Below are 15,585 nucleotides of genomic sequence, written 5' to 3'. Positions count from 1 at the left end.
TACTTAAACTAGAACAAACATGAAAAACAAAGAAGCCTCCAAGACCAAGCAGCTCTTGGAGCCCTCGAACAAAGCCCCCAAAACTATTGACGGGGTCGAAGTTTCCTTGGAGCAACTCGAATCACTGTGTACAGAGTTCGACAAGCGACCACGCGGGTGTAATTCCGAGACTGAACCGGCAGATGGAGCTGGCTTCAGCTCCACAGGGGACAATGATGACGTCCTCTTCTAAAGTACTTTTCTCTAACAAGCCCGGTATACGGGCACATCATTAATTTTCAAACCACCTTATTAAAGTTCACTTTATGGAAAAGAATGAAAAATTTCCCAAGCAAATCCTAGAACCTTCAACACGAAGCAAAAAGACCCTGGAGGGAAAAGATGTTTCTCTGGAAGAGCTAGAATCACTCTGCAGTAATTTTGATAAACGTCCCAGAGGTTGCAACTCTGAAACAGAGCCTGCTGATGGTGCCGGTTTCTCATCGACCGGTGACAACGACGACGTTTTATTTTAAAGGTATCTGATATTTCGGGTAGGTATACACTTGCCTGAAATAATTTACTATCTTAATACCGGCATGAAGTCATGCCGGTATTTAAAAGTTAACGTTATGAAAAAAACATTGTTTATCATTTGTATTTCGCTTCTTTCGACTGCCATTTCCTATGGACAAGGCCAAAACGATTTCTCAGGTTCTTGGATGTATTCTGTTACTGATACGCCGTATGGAAATTTCTATGGGACGATCATCTTGAACAAAAGTGGTGAAACCTATAACGGTAAAGTAGTGAACAAGGCTGGCAAACAGTATACCTTGGATGTGCTGCGGGTTAAAGGCAATCGCCTGGTATTTTCATCTAACGTAGAGGAGACTAATTCTATTTTTAACTGCTCCTTTAAAGGTGATTCTGTACTGGCAACGATAGAAGTGAAGGGTGACAAGTTTTTGTATAAACTGAAAGGGAAAAAGGTATCCGGCAAATAAGTATAAGCAAGTATATAAATGATACCGATGAGAAGGCTTCGTGAAAATCAAGTGATGTGTGCAGCAAAAATGCTGGTGGCCGCTATATGCTTGCTCTCCTCGCCCGTACTAGGACAGTCGCAGAGAGGCAAAATTATTGATGCTGATACCCGGGAGCCGCTGGAGTTTTCCAGTATCGGTGTGATCGGAAAAAATATTGGCGAGGTAAGCAACCGTGATGGCATGTTCGAGTTGAACGTTTCCTCCCTGGCCGATAGCGATAGCGTGGTAATAACTTTCCTGGGATATGAACCTCTTATTTTCAGGGGAAAAGAGTTCAAGCAAAAGGATGGTAGCGTTTTTACACTTCAGCCAAAGGCCAAGGTATTGCGGTCTGTCGAGATAACAGACCAGATGGCGCTGGTTGAATTCGGAAAAAAAGACAAGAATAAATTCAAAGGATTTAATGGCTGGGGCGGGGAGGAGAATGCTGGGAAAGGTAAACAACTGGGACTGCTAGTGGATGTAGACAGTGAGATATTGTTGAACACTATTTCCATACATGTTGAAAAGAACACGTATGATAGCGTACTGATGCGCCTGCATATATATGCACTCAATAGCAATGATGATCCAACAGAGGAACTATTGTCTTCCAATGTGCTCTTTACAGTCGACAAACATTCAGGTTGGGTGGACATCGATGTGCGGCCTTATCGGATTGATGTAGCGCAAGATTTTTGCATCACCCTGGAATGGGTTAAGGCTTATGGTAAGGATACGAAGGGAGGGATGCTTACGTTTTCAAGAATGCCCAATAAACCGGGTATCAGTTTATACAGGGGTGCCTTCGAGAGTGACTGGACTAAACAGGAGGGAGAACGTGCGCCTGCCATTGTGATCGCTGCCAGCCAGATTGAAGCACTTACCAACAACCGCGTCTTGGTACATCGCCGCAGCGCCTCACCATCCCATGCAACACTCACTGCGAATACCGCTGCAAAGCCTATGGTCTCTGAAAGCAGCACGTTCACGGATTATTCAGCAGTCTATAAAACCTCCGGGCATCAAAAGGCTATCGGACTGACCAAAGCCATAAAAAGTACTGAAGGCGCTTCCGGTCTGTTGTCCGAATCCAGTGATGAATCCGGCACAGTCATACATGTTGACAAAGAGTACTCATTGGTCGATTTCAATTTTCACCTTCGATTCAACACCTTCGACAGCTTGCTCTTCAAGCTGTGTATATATCAACTCGATGATGCAGGAGCCCCTGCTAATTTGATTGCGGCGCCTGTTGAGTTTCGAATCGGCAAGAAGGAAGGATGGCAGCGAATAAATTTAGAATCGTATAAAATCGTTGTCACCCAAGATATACTTGTTACGCTCCGGCTTGTAGATGCGGTCAGCGCAGACAACAAGTCGAAGGATTTATACTTTAGCAAAGCTATAGGGACAGGGTACCGGCGGGATATTCGTGTAGGAGAGTGGAGTAGTAATACCGCGACTGCCCGTGCCCTATATTTGAACGTCCGCGACTAATCCATAAGACTTTCCTTATTTGCGAAAGGGGAAAGTCTTATGACTGGTAACACTCAATTTAGGTAATCGTTTATTTTATCGCTAAACCCAAAATCTATGGTACGAAAGAACATCTTACGGTATGCCTCCGCGTCTGCCAACCTGTATAACTTTCTGGGTGATACAAATTTTGAACACCACATGGATGTCTATAAGTCCGTGGTGGATAATGCACTGAAAGCGCACGAAGATATCAAGAACTTTGCCGTGGAGCACGCTAGAGTAGTGGATCCGGCAAACGTCCTGGAGCAGCTTCCGGAACGGCCTGTGCTCTTTGTGACATTTCATACCGGGTCCTATAATAACTTGGTTTGTTTGTTACTAAAGCGTGGTCACCAGGTTCATGTTCTTTCCGACACTGACAGTGTTGCTAACAATGATTACAACCAGGTAAGTGAATTATATAGCAATCGCTATAAAAATGGTTGTTCGATGGAGATGGTAAATGTTGAAGAGCAGGGTGCTATATTTTCCATTATCAAACAAATGAAGCAGGGCATTGTTACCCTTGCCTATCTGGATGGTAACAAGGGTGTTGGAGGGCAGACCAAACACAATGAAAACATGGTGGACATTTCCTTTCTAAACGGGCGCGTAAAAGTACGGAAAGGACTGGCCTTTATTTCCTACCTGCTGAAGATACCGGTGGTAGTCGTCCTTAACTATACCGTTGATGGTATTGATTATATACGGTTTCATGAGCCCATCCAGCCCGTTGAGAAAGACCGGGAGCAGTATTGTTTGCAAACCATCCAAAGTATATTTGATATCTTCCAGCAACATGTGCGGCAATATTACGATCAATGGTCTAATTGGCTCTATGTTCACCTTTGGACGGATCTGGATTATTTCCGGCAGAAGCTTACCTCACATGCTTCGCCAACGACCGCTTCTGCCCAAGGTGGCTTGCGCTTTAACGAACATCGTTTTTGTCCCCTTCGTTTGGACGGAAAATTATATCTCTTTGATCGCATTCTCTACCGGGCCATTCCCGTTGATGAATCCTACAAGGATATATTCTCCTATAAAACCAGCACGGTAGAAAAAACAAACTGCATTGAAAAGCTCACGGCGGAAACACCGGATAAGACACGCGAGCTCATTGAAAAACATGTACTCATCGAAGTATAATTTACCTGTATATCGAACTTTACTGCTTTGTATGATGCGCGATAAAACTATTCCATTATTCACCGTTGAAGAACACCATGAAGCTTTCTTTGTATGGAAGCATGCACTGCTTCATAAGCTGATTCGTGGGCGGGATCATGCGCTTCTCCACGTGGATGAGCACTCTGACATGGGCGCCCCAACGCTCAACAATTCCATCCACTTGTTAAACGGGAATCTTAAGCGGGTCCAACAATTCACCCATCAGGAACTCACCATCGCTAACTTTATTATCCCGGCCATTTATGAAGGCCTGTTTAAAAAGGTATACTGGGTTAAGCAAAGACATAACAAAACCAACAGCCGGGCGATGCATTTGTATGTACGTTCATCCAATGGAGAAGGCAAGAAGCTGGTGACCGGCAAGATGTCTGTTCTGGAAGAACATGGTAAAGATCCCGAGGCGTTGGGAGATGGCGCTGTGATCTTTAAATTTTACAAACAACATGTTGAACAGCTTACGACAATCAAGGACGTTATGCTCGACATCGACCTGGACTATTTTTCGTGCATACAAAATCCTTTGAAACGTGAATTGAGAATTGAAATCACGCGTGAGGAGTATACCGCCTTTCTAAATACACCTTACCATCGACTGCGTTTCTTTGATTTCGGCCGCGTAGAAGCCCGCAAGATCGGTCAACGTTATTATTATTATCTAAACAGCTTTAAAGAACAGTATGATTCTCCTTTGAAAGTATCCGAAGCCTTAATACAATCTCGTGTGGATGATTTCATCCAGGCACTTGCTGTAAATAAAATTAAACCGCTTCTGGTTACGGTGTGTCGTTCACGGTATAGCGGATATACCCCCGTGGATCAATGGAATTTTATAGAGCAATCATTGCTGCGGGGCCTCCATAGCCTCTATGGTAAAATGTCGGTGCAACACGTGGGTGGTATATATAATAATTAATACATGGTTTGATTTTTCAAATCCTGTCAACATGAGAAAACTGGGAATCATAATTTTTCTTTTGCATTCTATAGCTCCTGCGTATGGACAGCTTAGCGTAGTGGGCTTTAAATCCGACCGAGCGCAAACAGTTGATTTATTGCAAACAGGGAACCCTAACTATATATTTTGTTTTCCCGATAAAAAAGACTGTGCAAGCATTAAAGTACGGAGTGCCGCCAAGGGTGTAACGAAAACAGTTGGCTTGGTCCTGGAGTATTTTGACAGAAATTCTTCCGGAGCCTTCATGTATAGCGCGCAACTGCCTGAGCAGCTTCCCCTCAGGGAGGATGTCGCGCGGGTCTCGGCAAAGCTATATACAAACAACGTGGAAAAATTTATAGTGATACTTTCTTCTGGTGAGCGGTGGCTTGCAAAAGAATTTGTCATCGCCAGCACCGGCTATCAGCCCCCGCTATATTCGTATCTGGCTACCTGGGACAGCAGCGATGGTCATGACCTGGCTGAACTCAAGGCCTTTGCCCATGGGCAAATTTCGCTGCTATATTTTCCACGCGATAAAAACAAGCCATCGGAATTTATACTGGGTGAACTGGTGATGGAAGAATACTATAGCCATCAACGCACTCATGTTTTCTCCTGGCTTGACAGCATTGCGGGCAATTATCACTCTGATCTCTCGATGTTTGATCAATACTCGCAGTGGTCGCTTGATCGCTTGCGGGATGGGGTTATCCCAAGCTTTGAAGTCTTTGGCACCCGTGAGGGGCACTTAAGTGGTCTGATAGAATTCAAGGACAATGGGGTGCCTTTTACGGAAACTGAACTTGTGAACCGATTCGTGCATAAACTGCTGGAAAAATATCCCTTTTATTCTGAGCGACACTTGAACAAAACGCTATTGTTAGCCAAGCTTGACACGCTGCTGTACAGTGGTGCAAGTAAAAATGCAGCATGGCAGTATAGCGCACTTCGTGCGTTCATCGAAACGGAATTTCAGGATCCACATTTTGGTATTACGCTTCCTCGCAATGATACTGTTGCCGCTGTAAAATCGGCACGGCTGCCCGTCGTTGTCCGAGATATAGCGGGCGTGCCGGTGGTGGTGGCCGTTTTCAACGAAGGAATCAAAAAAGACGTCACCCTGGGAAGTAAAATTGTTGCCATCAATGGTTCGGCTTTGAACGCATCAACGCGTGATCACTATGATCTTCTGCTTCGCAGGCGATACGATACACTTCAGATGATGTTGGAGTCCACACCCGGAGACATACGTACGGTGAAGATTCCACTGGATAAACCTATATCTATCGATGCACGATTTATACCCAAGCATGGCGAAACCAAACTTATAGACGACTCTTTGTTTTACATCAAGTTCAACAACTGGGAAGGCGATAATTTTTATCACATCCTCAACAACCGGAAAAAAATCATTGCCTCCCAAGGTTTGATCATTGACTTGCGTGGTAATGGCGGTGGCTACGCAGGGGATGCCTACGCCAGCTTATCATTGTTTCTGCATCAGGTCGTTAACCTGGGAACGGTGGTGTTCCCCTGGTTAAAGGAAACCATTACCATCACACCGGCACGGGATGAATTTGTCCTTCCTGCAAGCTTGAAGGTGGTGATCTTACAGGATGCAGCCACAGCCTGTGCATCGGAGATGTTCATCATCGGAATGAAGAAGCGCCCCAATAGTTATACCGTCGGTGATACAAACTCGCGCGGAGCGATCGCTTCACCAACGCTATATACGTTTCCTTCGGGACTTACGATCAAAGCGCATACGACCATACGGTGTTATCGTTTCGATCCCGCCGTATACCAGGAAGGAACTGGTCTTATACCGGATGTGCTCGTAGCGCGAACGCATGTGCGCGACATGAGGCCCTATGAAGATAAAGTATTGAAAGTGGCGGCCGTCTTGCTACAGCATTAACACCCTTTACCAGTACCCATATTTGAAGTCCATAAAATAACCCTAAACGCTATTGTCACTATGAAATTAAAATCGAGTTTTTACAATGAGATTATTCCTGTCGAAGAGACAGATGAAGCGCTGCTGTACAACATCGTGAGCGGTGGCCTCAACATTATCAGCATGCCGTTAGCCAATATGCTTTCGTCGGTGCCGGCAGGTGAGACAATCGATATGGAACAGTACCCGCAGTTCGATAACGAACTGCAGCAACTTTTTGATGATGGCTTTTTAGTGGCCCCTGAGATAAATGAAGTAGAGCAATACCGCGATGACTATATAAACACCCAAAGTAACAAGTATAAAAATAGCGGTCATATCGGGCTCACCATTGGCACAACGATCCTCTGTAACATGGGATGTCCATATTGTTTTGAGGTGGTCAAGCCGAACAAGACCTTGCGCGATGAAAAGGTTCTCCAGGGAATTGTTTCATATATAGAAGATATGATCAACAACGCGCCGGTAAAGAAATGGTCCTCACTCTCCATCACCTGGTATGGTGGTGAGCCTTTGATCAACAAACAGGCTATCGAATTCCTTTCTCAAAAGTTCATTGCCTTATCCGAGCAATATCACATACCGTATGAGGCGTCCATTATCACCAATGGTATATACCTGGATATGGAAACCTGGCAATTTCTCAAAGCCAATAAAGTTTCAAGTCTGCAGGTTACTGTTGATGGTGCAAAAGAAGTGCATGATGCATACCGTCCCTTGAAAAACTCGAAGGGGAAAAACTACGAGAAGATTATGGAGAATTTATCCATGATGCCTGAAGGTATAGATCTGACGATTCGTATCAATACCGATAAACGTGTAGCGGCAACCTTTGACCGCTTCTTCGACGACCTTTCCAGTTACGGAATATGGCCCCAACGGCACAAACAGGTTTCGTTGGCACTGGCCTGGCTCAAAGCGTACGAGGGAGCACCGACGGCGGACATGGTATACCTTTCACAAGATGAATTCTTCGAGGTCTCCAACAAGTTTAGTATTACGAAGGTTGATCGCTTTAACAGGTGGGCGCAGCATAACAGCGAACTCAAAGCAAGGATTCGTTGGAATATACCTCAGAAGCAATCAGATTGCTCAACGTATGTATCACCCTACTTCTTTACATTCGATCCGGATGGTACCATCCACAAATGTTGGGAGACTGTACACGATACCCAAAAATCCAGCGGCGTAAATGTATTCCGGCGCTGGACGCCATCCGACTTTGAGAAATATTTGAATTATAGTCGCACCAAAGTTCATCCTATATGTGCCGCCTGCAAGTTTAACCCCGTCTGCGGTGGACTGAGCTGCGCCTACGATGCTCTGCATGATCTCACCGAAGACAAGTTTCCTTGCACGGTTTGGAAGACACGTTTAGGGGATTATTTTAAAAGCATGTACCTGCTTAAACTCAAAGAGCCTGATCGTGTGTCGTTCAAAGAAGTAAAAATGGACGATCATCAGACACATGCCAACAAATAAAAATCTTTGGGTATGATTGGTACATTTAAATCCTTTGTGCAGGACATTCCAAGCTTTGGCAACCTCTATCACGATGTGGTTACCGAGCAGCATAAGCAGTGCTACTTTTATAACCGTATGCATGATTTTTCTAGAGCAGGTGAACAAAACAGAAAGAATTTTTTACCCTTAAATCAAGCTAACCTGAACCTGGGAAGATTTTGCAAACGAACTGTTGATACCCTAAAAGATTCATGCGATGATCAGCAGGTAGTCAGCGAGCTGAGCCTGCTGGTCAAGCAATGGCAAGACTACTATAACGAAGGCGGTACATTTGATACCTATCGCTATGCAGCTTCTATATTTGAGCGCCTTCGTGCAATTGGATACCCGGTATATGAGCGTTTGAAAGCCGAACGCGAACTACTTGTATCCTTTTTGCAGGTGCCGTTTGTGACAAAGGCTTTTTTTCAAATTAATATACTGGTGGCCGAAACAGATTTATATAGTTTTTTTCAGCATCATTTCACCAGTGCCCTGCAACGTCCATCCCTGCATTATTATATCAAGGAAATGACCGTGAACAGCTCGTTCCTTATTGTTACCCACCAGGACCGCAGGGATAAATATGCAATTCTGAAATTTATACTGCTGCCAGGGATTATTAACAGTGTGAAAAACCCGGTTATACATGAGCTCATCGAAAGTTTGATCGCGCCATTTTCAACAGAAGATATACCCTCGACGATGCATCCCTATAGCGCGCGCCATACGGGTAATGTCTTTGTTTCACAAGGAAGTACGAACTATAAAAAATTCCTGGATCTGCTCGGACTCATCGACGCGGTATATCACCCGGAAGAAAACTTTGCCTACTTAAAAAATTGAGCATGGAAGAAATCGGTGTGGCTATTATTGATCAGGGCGTGGACTTCTCTTATCACCGCCTTACCTCTTCTGCAGCGGCAGAAGAGGTAACCCTCCCAAGAGAGGCTGGCAAAGCGGGCGAAAGCAAGTCTATGCTCTATCACGGCACCAATGTTGCCAGTATCATTCATTACCTGGCACCCGCCAGCAGGATTATTTCCATCAGGCTCGACACTGAGAAAATCACCGTTGACCTTCTTTGCCGGGCACTGGAATATTGCGCACAACGGAAGGATGTTCACATCATCAACATCAGCCTGGGTATTGTCCGCTCATCACCACCTGAAATTCTTAGACAAGCATGCATGAAGTGTTATCATAATGGCCAGGTTGTCATTGCTGCGGCGCACCATGAGACAAGCTATCCATGCTATCCGGCAGCCTTCCCAACGGTGATCGGAGTGGGAACGGGTATATTTAGACGGATGCAGGACTTCTGCTATGTGGGTGAAGGCTATATCAACGTGCTGGCAAAAGGTATACATCAGCGTATACAGGGCGAGTCCGGTAAACCTGCCATCCGCTCCGGCACCAGCTATGCAGCAGCTGCACTCAGTGGCAGACTGGCCTATATATACCAGCAGGATATACAAAGTCGCCATATACCGGTTGCCAACTTATTACAGCGCTATAGTGTTCCCGGACGCTCAACCCATTACCCGTTAGCGGCCGATATGCAAAGCGACCGAAAACCTTTGCCAGAATATATTGCAGATAAACGATGGATGTTGTTTGCTGTGGATGATGAATGTATACAGCCTTACTTTGAAGATCCGCGTGTAGCCATGGTCATGAATTATCCGATGGATCCAATCGATGCGTATGGAGCCTTGGTGCGCAAGAGCGGAAAGAAAGTAATACCCGGTATAGTATCGCCGAAAATGTTGGAGTTCATCGACGTTTTGATCGTGGGCAATTTCTTTTCCAATACAAACCTGATCAATACTTATTTTGGTTACCAGTTGATCGATTTCTTCCGTGCTCATGGCAAACGAATTGAAACCACGGACCCGTATATCCAAACGCTTCTTGATGGGGCGTCTGTTGTTGCAACACCGAGTATACTTGAGCCAACATAAAAATTTTGTTTTCTTTTTATTTAGTGAAATATAGTTAGTATTTTTTGCCTATACGAAATCCTATACTATGCTTATATATTATATCAAGTCTGCCTTGCGATCGTTTAGAAAAAATAAGGCGAGTGTTTTTATCAATGTGATCGGACTCTCGAGTGGACTGGCGTCTTGCATACTGTTGCTCTTGTGGATTGAAAAGGAGTTGACCTTCAATAACTTTATACCGGAAAGTCAGGGAGTTTTTCAAGTCATCACCAATTATCCGTTAAACGAGAAAACCCAGTCTGCGCGGGCTACATCCTTTAGAATCATTCAAACGCTGCAGCAAGGTCAGGCAGGTATAAAGGAATTAGTGTTCGTCGAAACACGGGAGAATAAACACGTCGTAGAATCCAATGACAAGCGCCTTGAGTTTGAAGGTAAGGGAATCAGCAGTAATTTTTTCAACCTGATCAGCAGGCGTTTTTTATATGGTGATGCCAAGAAAGCACTACCCGATCAACTCTCCATGGTGATCTCTGAATCGATGGCCAATACGTTATTAGGTTCAGAATGGAGGAATAAAATTTCAACCAATACTATTGTTCTCGACGGTCGCAATGAATTTGATATCACCGGGGTATACGAGGACTTTCCCACCAACTCCACCATTCAGTTTGATTTCGGCTTGTTATTAACCGAAGATTATCAGGAGCACATTGGCATCTATAATTATGAGGCCTATATTGCCTTGTCAGACCCCGCGCAAGCGGAAACTGTGGCCAATCACATTAATGGACAACTAAAAAAAATGACGGCAGCCACCGTACTCCTGCAGCCCTTCGATGATATATATCTATATTCTGACTTGCTTGATGGAAAAGTTAACGGTGGTAGGATTGAATATGTACACCTGTTTATAGGTGCATCCTTGCTTATCCTGCTGATGGCCTGTATAAATTTCATGAACCTCTATACGGCCGGTGCCTTTAAGCGAACCAAAGAGATTGGTACCAAACGTGTCATCGGCGCGGAACGGACTTCACTCATCTGGCAATTTTTAATCGAGTCATTTTCCATTACCGTGATTTCCGGGTGTATCGCGATCGTCATGCTGGCAGTAACGTTGCCCTATATTAACACCGCGCTTTCAGAAAACATTAGCCTGCCCTATACCTCGCCTGTATTTTGGATCACGGTCATAGGAATAATACTACTGACCGGTGGTATATCCGGGATATACCCCGCTTATATACTTACCTCGTTTAAAGTAATCAGTATGCTAAACGTTAACCAGAACGTGAAGATAGGAGGGAACCTCATGCGCAAAACATTATTTTGCTTTCAGTTCTTTTTATCCATACTGCTGATTGTCTTTACTACCGGTGTCATCAATCAAGTATCGTATCTGAAGGAGAAAGACCTGGGCTATGAGAAGAAAAATATACTCGTTAAAGAGTTGACGCAAGCCGATCTGGAGAAGCTTGATGTGATGAAACAAAAATTAAAACAGCAATCATCCATAGAAGGCGTAACATTCTGCAGTGATAACTTATTTGCGGGTAGCCCAATGGTTGGCGGTATTGTATGGCCTGACAAACCAGCTCATGACAGTACCAGCTTCGGGGTAATTTTTGTTGACGAGGATTTTGTTGACGTTCTAAAGATTCAGAAGGTTGAAGGCTTTGCAAAGAAAGCTGCCAGCAATGCCGGTGTTCCAATTTTTATAAATGAGAGCGCCCGCAAAATCATGGGAGATAATATACTTCACCAGCCTATTCAAGTGTGGGGTGGGGAAGGTGAAGTGATCGGCGTGGTGAAGGATTTTCATTTCAACTCCTTGTTTACCCCCATACAGCCACTGGTTGTTGCCATTATGCCAAAAGAAGCGGAGTATATAATTATGCGTGTACAACCCGACCATTATCAGGATGCGCTTCACGCCTTGCAAGAAATTCATATAGCCAATAACCCTTCGGAGATATTCTCTTACTATGCTTTTGACAGCACCCTGGACAGGTTGTATCAGAATGAAACAAACATGGGAAAGATATCAACGTTGTTTTCTTTCCTTTCCATTGTTATTGCCGCTTTGGGATTGTTCGGGCTTGCAAATTTTACCGTCGAGCGCAGGACACGCGAGTTGTCCATTCGTAAAGTCTTTGGCGCAAACTTCTCCCGGTTGCTGGCCCTTTTGGTCGGCGATTTTTCAAAGCTCATTCTACTGGCGATCGTACTTGCTATACCTGTAGCGTATTACCTGTTGGAAGCGTGGATGATGAAATTTTCGTATCGTCATATGATTTCGTGGCTTGAATTTATGGCCCCGGTTTTCTTACTGATCCTGGTTGCCTTTGCCACGATTCTCTTTCACGCTATACGTGTAAACTATATCGACCCGGTTGTAACGTTAAAAGAAAAATAGTGTCATGAGTATACCAGCAGTACCCCTTGAGAAATCAGATGCGCTACTCGCCTTGCGGAGCCATCTTCTGATTGATACCAAATTTACCGACTCGTTGCTCGAACTTAACCTGCTGTCTTTCTTTGTACAAAAGGAAGATACAGCCATCGGCTGGGTAAATTTTATTGAAAGTCGTTATCGCATTGATATACCCGATTGTGAAGTAGACTATTTTTTCTTTTCGGATCTCAATCACATGATTCGTGTGATCAACAAATACGCTTATGAAACCTTATAAGCACCTGCTGGATTGTTATGCGATGTTTGATTCACTGGAGCATACGTCCACGTTCTCACGGGATCAGTTGAATAAAGCCCCGGTGGTGTTTACTTCCATCATGGAACAATGGCCGGCATATCCCAAATGGAATACACATTTTTTTGAAGACCGCCATGGTGATCATATGATCCTGGCCGATCGTATGGAAGATGGCCAGTCTAAATTTATAAGGACCTCCCTTAAGAACTATATAAAATATATGCGGGAGTGTGATGAGCCTAATCCATACTATGCTAAAACTTCGCTGCATTTGGCCACGGATATGCGATCGGAGTATCCGGTGGATCAGTATTTCCCATGCTGGTATCGTCGGTGGTACCAGGAGCATGCGCAGGAAGAACGGAAAATAAATCTGTCAAATTTATACTTAGGCCCTGCGCATGCGCTCAGCCCGCTGCACGTTGATATATGGGGAACAAGTTTTTGGAATGCTCTCTTTGAAGGAGAAAAGCTTTGGGTTTTCTTCTTGAATTCTGATGAGCCTTTTTTATACCAGGGTCGCGTTAACCCTTTTACTCCCGATTGGGATGCTTTTCCACTTTTTCGCAAGGCTGCTCCGTTGATATATATACAGCGGCCTGGCGAGCTCGTATACTGCCCCGGTGGTATATGGCATGCCGTGTTGTTACTAAAGCCTTGTATAGCGTTGTCCGAGAATTTTATCAATCACGAGAATTACCAGCGCGTCCTCCAATCCTTTGCCCGTCAGAATATGTGGAACGCCTATCATAAAATGGTTGCCATCCGAGATGCCTACCAGGACGTTGTCTGGAATTAAATAAATATAGCGATGCGTATATGGTTGCGGTTTTATGGATTTTTTAAACCTTATCAAGGATATGGATTGCTGCTTCTGGTTTTACTACTCATTGGAAATTTAGGATCGCTTGTAACACCATTTTTTTTAAAAATTATTATCGACAAAGTTTTTGGCGAGCGCAATTACGATCTGCTGCTCAACATAATCTTTACGTTGACAGCGATTTATATACTCCGCATTATAGCAGGCTTTTTGGCAGACTACCTATATACCTGGATCAGTAATAAAATTACCGTTACCCTGACAACAAGTTTATTTGCTCACATGCTAAAATTACCGATTCAGTTTTTTCGCAGCCAGAGTGTGGGCACCATCGTTTATAAAATAAACAATGAAGTGGGACAGGTACGCAGAGCATTCACGGGTACGGTGATCAGCATGATTAATAACATCATTACCATCATTGCTTTAATCGTGTTGATGATTGTGCTCGATATGAAATTGTTTCTGGTGGTATCGATATTGTACCCGCTTCTTTTGATGGTGATGAAATTGTTTTCACCTTCCATCAAACGCGTTGTGGAAAAAACCCGACGCGAAGAATCTGATTTGATGGCTTTCTTGACCGAGCGATTTTCCAATATTAAGTTCATAAAGTTGTTTAACGGCTATCGTTCGGAAAATCAAACAATGGATTCCAGAATCTCTGAAATCGTGAAACTCAACCTTCATTCAACAGTCTTGTCATCCGCTTCAAACGGGTTGTCTGTTTTTCTACTCGCCCTCATTCCACTCGTAGTGCTGGCCTACGGGGGAAAGCTTGTACTACAGGATGCCATGACCGTGGGTACACTTATAGCCTTTCTGCAATATGCCAATAAACTGCATGAGCCTTTGCGCAATGTCGTTAACCTATATGTAGACCTTGTAAAAACTTCGGTTTCTATCAAACGACTCTTTGAACTCTTTGATGAACCTCCGCAGCAAAACCTGGAAGGTGAGTTAACCATGTTTTCTAAACCATTTAATGCAGTCGAGTTTCGTAATATCAGTTTTGCGCACGCCGATAAACCGATATTGCAGGACTTTAATTTTACTTTTAAAGCCGGTAAACATTATGCGCTTGTGGGCACCAGTGGTAGTGGGAAAACAACGCTGGCAGACTTAATGAGTAAAATTATCGAACCTAAACGGGGAAGTATCTTTGTTGATGGACAGGACTTAAAAGATATACCGATGATGCAATGGATGAACTCCTATAGCATTTGCTCACAGGAATACTTTATCATCAATGGTACGTTACAGGAGAATTTCTCCTATGGTAATGATAACTCTAGCATAGAAAATTTAACAGATATACTTCAGCAGATACGGCTGCAGGATGAGGCGGGTACTGACCTATCGGTGCGCTCCTTTGGAGAAAGAGGATCGCAGCTAAGTGGAGGACAAAAACAAAAAATTGCAATTGCGCGCTCAGCCGTCCGCCATCCGGATTTGCTCGTACTCGACGAGGCAACCTCGGAAATTGACGCTGCCAGTGAGGAAAGTATATATCGATTTCTGATCGATACCTGTAAAATAAGTACACTCATTACGATTACACACCGCCTTAGCGCTCTTGGGTTTGCTGACGAAATTATATATCTTGAAAATGGAAGAATCGTTGAACAAGGCTCACTCGAGGACTTGATCGCGAGAAAAGGATATTTTTTTGAACTGTTTAAAAATCAATTTAATACTGGCAATTCTTTATCAATGAAGAATCGTCTCAGCCAAGTTGTAGTGAAATAAATCAAAAACACTACCTGAAATTAAGAGCTAGCAAGCTTCTCTTGAATATTTTGATTTAGTACTTGCCACCAACAGGGTCACTTCAAAAATCATTTATCTCCTATTTTCTGTTTTGGAAACATGCACAGGATATGGCAAGGGTGTAACTCTATTGGACAGTTTGTAGTATACTAACGGGACAGCAATTAATATTTATAAATAACGCAAACAAAAGCTGTTATAGCCGCCGAGTGA

At 43.9% G+C, this 15,585-nt stretch carries 14 protein-coding genes; all 14 read left to right on the top strand.

Going from position 1 to position 15,585, the window contains the following annotated elements:
- Positions 1-19: 19 nt before the first annotated feature.
- The 14 genes from B5Y40_RS21825 to B5Y40_RS21760 all read left to right on the top strand — a co-directional run bounded on the left by B5Y40_RS21825 (position 20) and on the right by B5Y40_RS21760 (position 15,351).
- Entirely contained in the window at positions 20-232 is a 213-nt protein-coding gene (locus B5Y40_RS21825; protein ID WP_079688958.1) for a FlmA family RiPP peptide, read from the top strand.
- 73 nt (positions 233-305) lie between these two features.
- Positions 306-515 carry a FlmA family RiPP peptide gene (locus B5Y40_RS21820; protein WP_079688957.1) on the top strand — a complete coding sequence of 70 codons (210 nt, stop codon included), beginning with the start codon at positions 306-308 and terminating at the stop codon, positions 513-515.
- A gap of 96 nt (positions 516-611) precedes the next feature.
- The gene (locus B5Y40_RS21815) at positions 612-986 is read left to right on the top strand and encodes a hypothetical protein (RefSeq protein WP_079688956.1); all 375 of its coding nucleotides are present in this window, start codon (positions 612-614) and stop codon (positions 984-986) included.
- Between the two features lie 27 nt (positions 987-1,013).
- A complete protein-coding gene (locus B5Y40_RS21810; protein WP_159453774.1) occupies positions 1,014-2,507 on the top strand; it encodes a carboxypeptidase-like regulatory domain-containing protein in 1,494 nt (497 codons plus the stop codon).
- Between the two features lie 96 nt (positions 2,508-2,603).
- Positions 2,604-3,677 carry a lysophospholipid acyltransferase family protein gene (locus B5Y40_RS21805; RefSeq protein ID WP_079688954.1) on the top strand — a complete coding sequence of 358 codons (1,074 nt, stop codon included), beginning with the start codon at positions 2,604-2,606 and terminating at the stop codon, positions 3,675-3,677.
- A 31-nt stretch (positions 3,678-3,708) separates the two neighbouring features.
- Positions 3,709-4,632 carry a peptide arginase, FlmR/OhkR family gene (locus B5Y40_RS21800; protein WP_159453773.1) on the top strand — a complete coding sequence of 308 codons (924 nt, stop codon included), beginning with the start codon at positions 3,709-3,711 and terminating at the stop codon, positions 4,630-4,632.
- A 31-nt stretch (positions 4,633-4,663) separates the two neighbouring features.
- The gene (locus B5Y40_RS21795; protein ID WP_159453772.1) at positions 4,664-6,574 is read left to right on the top strand and encodes a S41 family peptidase; all 1,911 of its coding nucleotides are present in this window, start codon (positions 4,664-4,666) and stop codon (positions 6,572-6,574) included.
- A gap of 60 nt (positions 6,575-6,634) precedes the next feature.
- Complete coding sequence (locus B5Y40_RS21790; protein WP_079688951.1) at positions 6,635-8,095, top strand: FlmE/OhkG family radical SAM/SPASM peptide maturase; 1,461 nt, start codon at positions 6,635-6,637, stop codon at positions 8,093-8,095.
- 12 nt (positions 8,096-8,107) lie between these two features.
- Positions 8,108-8,962: a hypothetical protein gene (locus B5Y40_RS21785; protein WP_079688950.1), complete on the top strand. Its 855-nt coding sequence runs from the start codon at positions 8,108-8,110 to the stop codon at positions 8,960-8,962.
- A gap of 2 nt (positions 8,963-8,964) precedes the next feature.
- Positions 8,965-10,080: a S8 family serine peptidase gene (locus tag B5Y40_RS21780; protein WP_079688949.1), complete on the top strand. Its 1,116-nt coding sequence runs from the start codon at positions 8,965-8,967 to the stop codon at positions 10,078-10,080.
- Between the two features lie 67 nt (positions 10,081-10,147).
- Positions 10,148-12,481: an ABC transporter permease gene (locus B5Y40_RS21775; RefSeq protein WP_079688948.1), complete on the top strand. Its 2,334-nt coding sequence runs from the start codon at positions 10,148-10,150 to the stop codon at positions 12,479-12,481.
- A gap of 4 nt (positions 12,482-12,485) precedes the next feature.
- A complete protein-coding gene (locus tag B5Y40_RS21770; protein WP_079688947.1) occupies positions 12,486-12,758 on the top strand; it encodes a hypothetical protein in 273 nt (90 codons plus the stop codon).
- A complete protein-coding gene (locus B5Y40_RS21765) occupies positions 12,745-13,578 on the top strand; it encodes a cupin-like domain-containing protein (protein WP_079688946.1) in 834 nt (277 codons plus the stop codon). The genes B5Y40_RS21770 and B5Y40_RS21765 overlap by 14 nt, the downstream gene beginning before the upstream one ends.
- Before the next feature lie 12 nt (positions 13,579-13,590).
- Entirely contained in the window at positions 13,591-15,351 is a 1,761-nt protein-coding gene (locus B5Y40_RS21760) for an ABC transporter ATP-binding protein (RefSeq protein WP_079688945.1), read from the top strand.
- Positions 15,352-15,585: the final 234 nt, after the last annotated feature.

The organism is Ohtaekwangia koreensis (genome assembly GCF_900167975.1).
Taxonomy (GTDB): Bacteria; Bacteroidota; Bacteroidia; order Cytophagales; family Cyclobacteriaceae; genus Ohtaekwangia; species Ohtaekwangia koreensis.
Note: the sequence above shows the minus strand (reverse complement) of the source record. Positions and strands in the feature narration are given on the sequence as shown.

What these genes read in the sequence shown, in the direction of transcription:
- B5Y40_RS21825 (WP_079688958.1), top strand. Translation starts at nt 20, where the DNA reads ATGAAAAACAAAGAAGCCTCCAAGACCAAGCAGCTCTTGGAGCCCTCG.
- B5Y40_RS21820 (WP_079688957.1), top strand. Translation starts at nt 306, where the DNA reads ATGGAAAAGAATGAAAAATTTCCCAAGCAAATCCTAGAACCTTCAACA.
- B5Y40_RS21815 (WP_079688956.1), top strand. Translation starts at nt 612, where the DNA reads ATGAAAAAAACATTGTTTATCATTTGTATTTCGCTTCTTTCGACTGCC.
- B5Y40_RS21810 (WP_159453774.1), top strand. Translation starts at nt 1,014, where the DNA reads ATGAGAAGGCTTCGTGAAAATCAAGTGATGTGTGCAGCAAAAATGCTG.
- B5Y40_RS21805 (WP_079688954.1), top strand. Translation starts at nt 2,604, where the DNA reads ATGGTACGAAAGAACATCTTACGGTATGCCTCCGCGTCTGCCAACCTG.
- B5Y40_RS21800 (WP_159453773.1), top strand. Translation starts at nt 3,709, where the DNA reads ATGATGCGCGATAAAACTATTCCATTATTCACCGTTGAAGAACACCAT.
- B5Y40_RS21795 (WP_159453772.1), top strand. Translation starts at nt 4,664, where the DNA reads ATGAGAAAACTGGGAATCATAATTTTTCTTTTGCATTCTATAGCTCCT.
- B5Y40_RS21790 (WP_079688951.1), top strand. Translation starts at nt 6,635, where the DNA reads ATGAAATTAAAATCGAGTTTTTACAATGAGATTATTCCTGTCGAAGAG.
- B5Y40_RS21785 (WP_079688950.1), top strand. Translation starts at nt 8,108, where the DNA reads ATGATTGGTACATTTAAATCCTTTGTGCAGGACATTCCAAGCTTTGGC.
- B5Y40_RS21780 (WP_079688949.1), top strand. Translation starts at nt 8,965, where the DNA reads ATGGAAGAAATCGGTGTGGCTATTATTGATCAGGGCGTGGACTTCTCT.
- B5Y40_RS21775 (WP_079688948.1), top strand. Translation starts at nt 10,148, where the DNA reads ATGCTTATATATTATATCAAGTCTGCCTTGCGATCGTTTAGAAAAAAT.
- B5Y40_RS21770 (WP_079688947.1), top strand. Translation starts at nt 12,486, where the DNA reads ATGAGTATACCAGCAGTACCCCTTGAGAAATCAGATGCGCTACTCGCC.
- B5Y40_RS21765 (WP_079688946.1), top strand. Translation starts at nt 12,745, where the DNA reads ATGAAACCTTATAAGCACCTGCTGGATTGTTATGCGATGTTTGATTCA.
- B5Y40_RS21760 (WP_079688945.1), top strand. Translation starts at nt 13,591, where the DNA reads ATGCGTATATGGTTGCGGTTTTATGGATTTTTTAAACCTTATCAAGGA.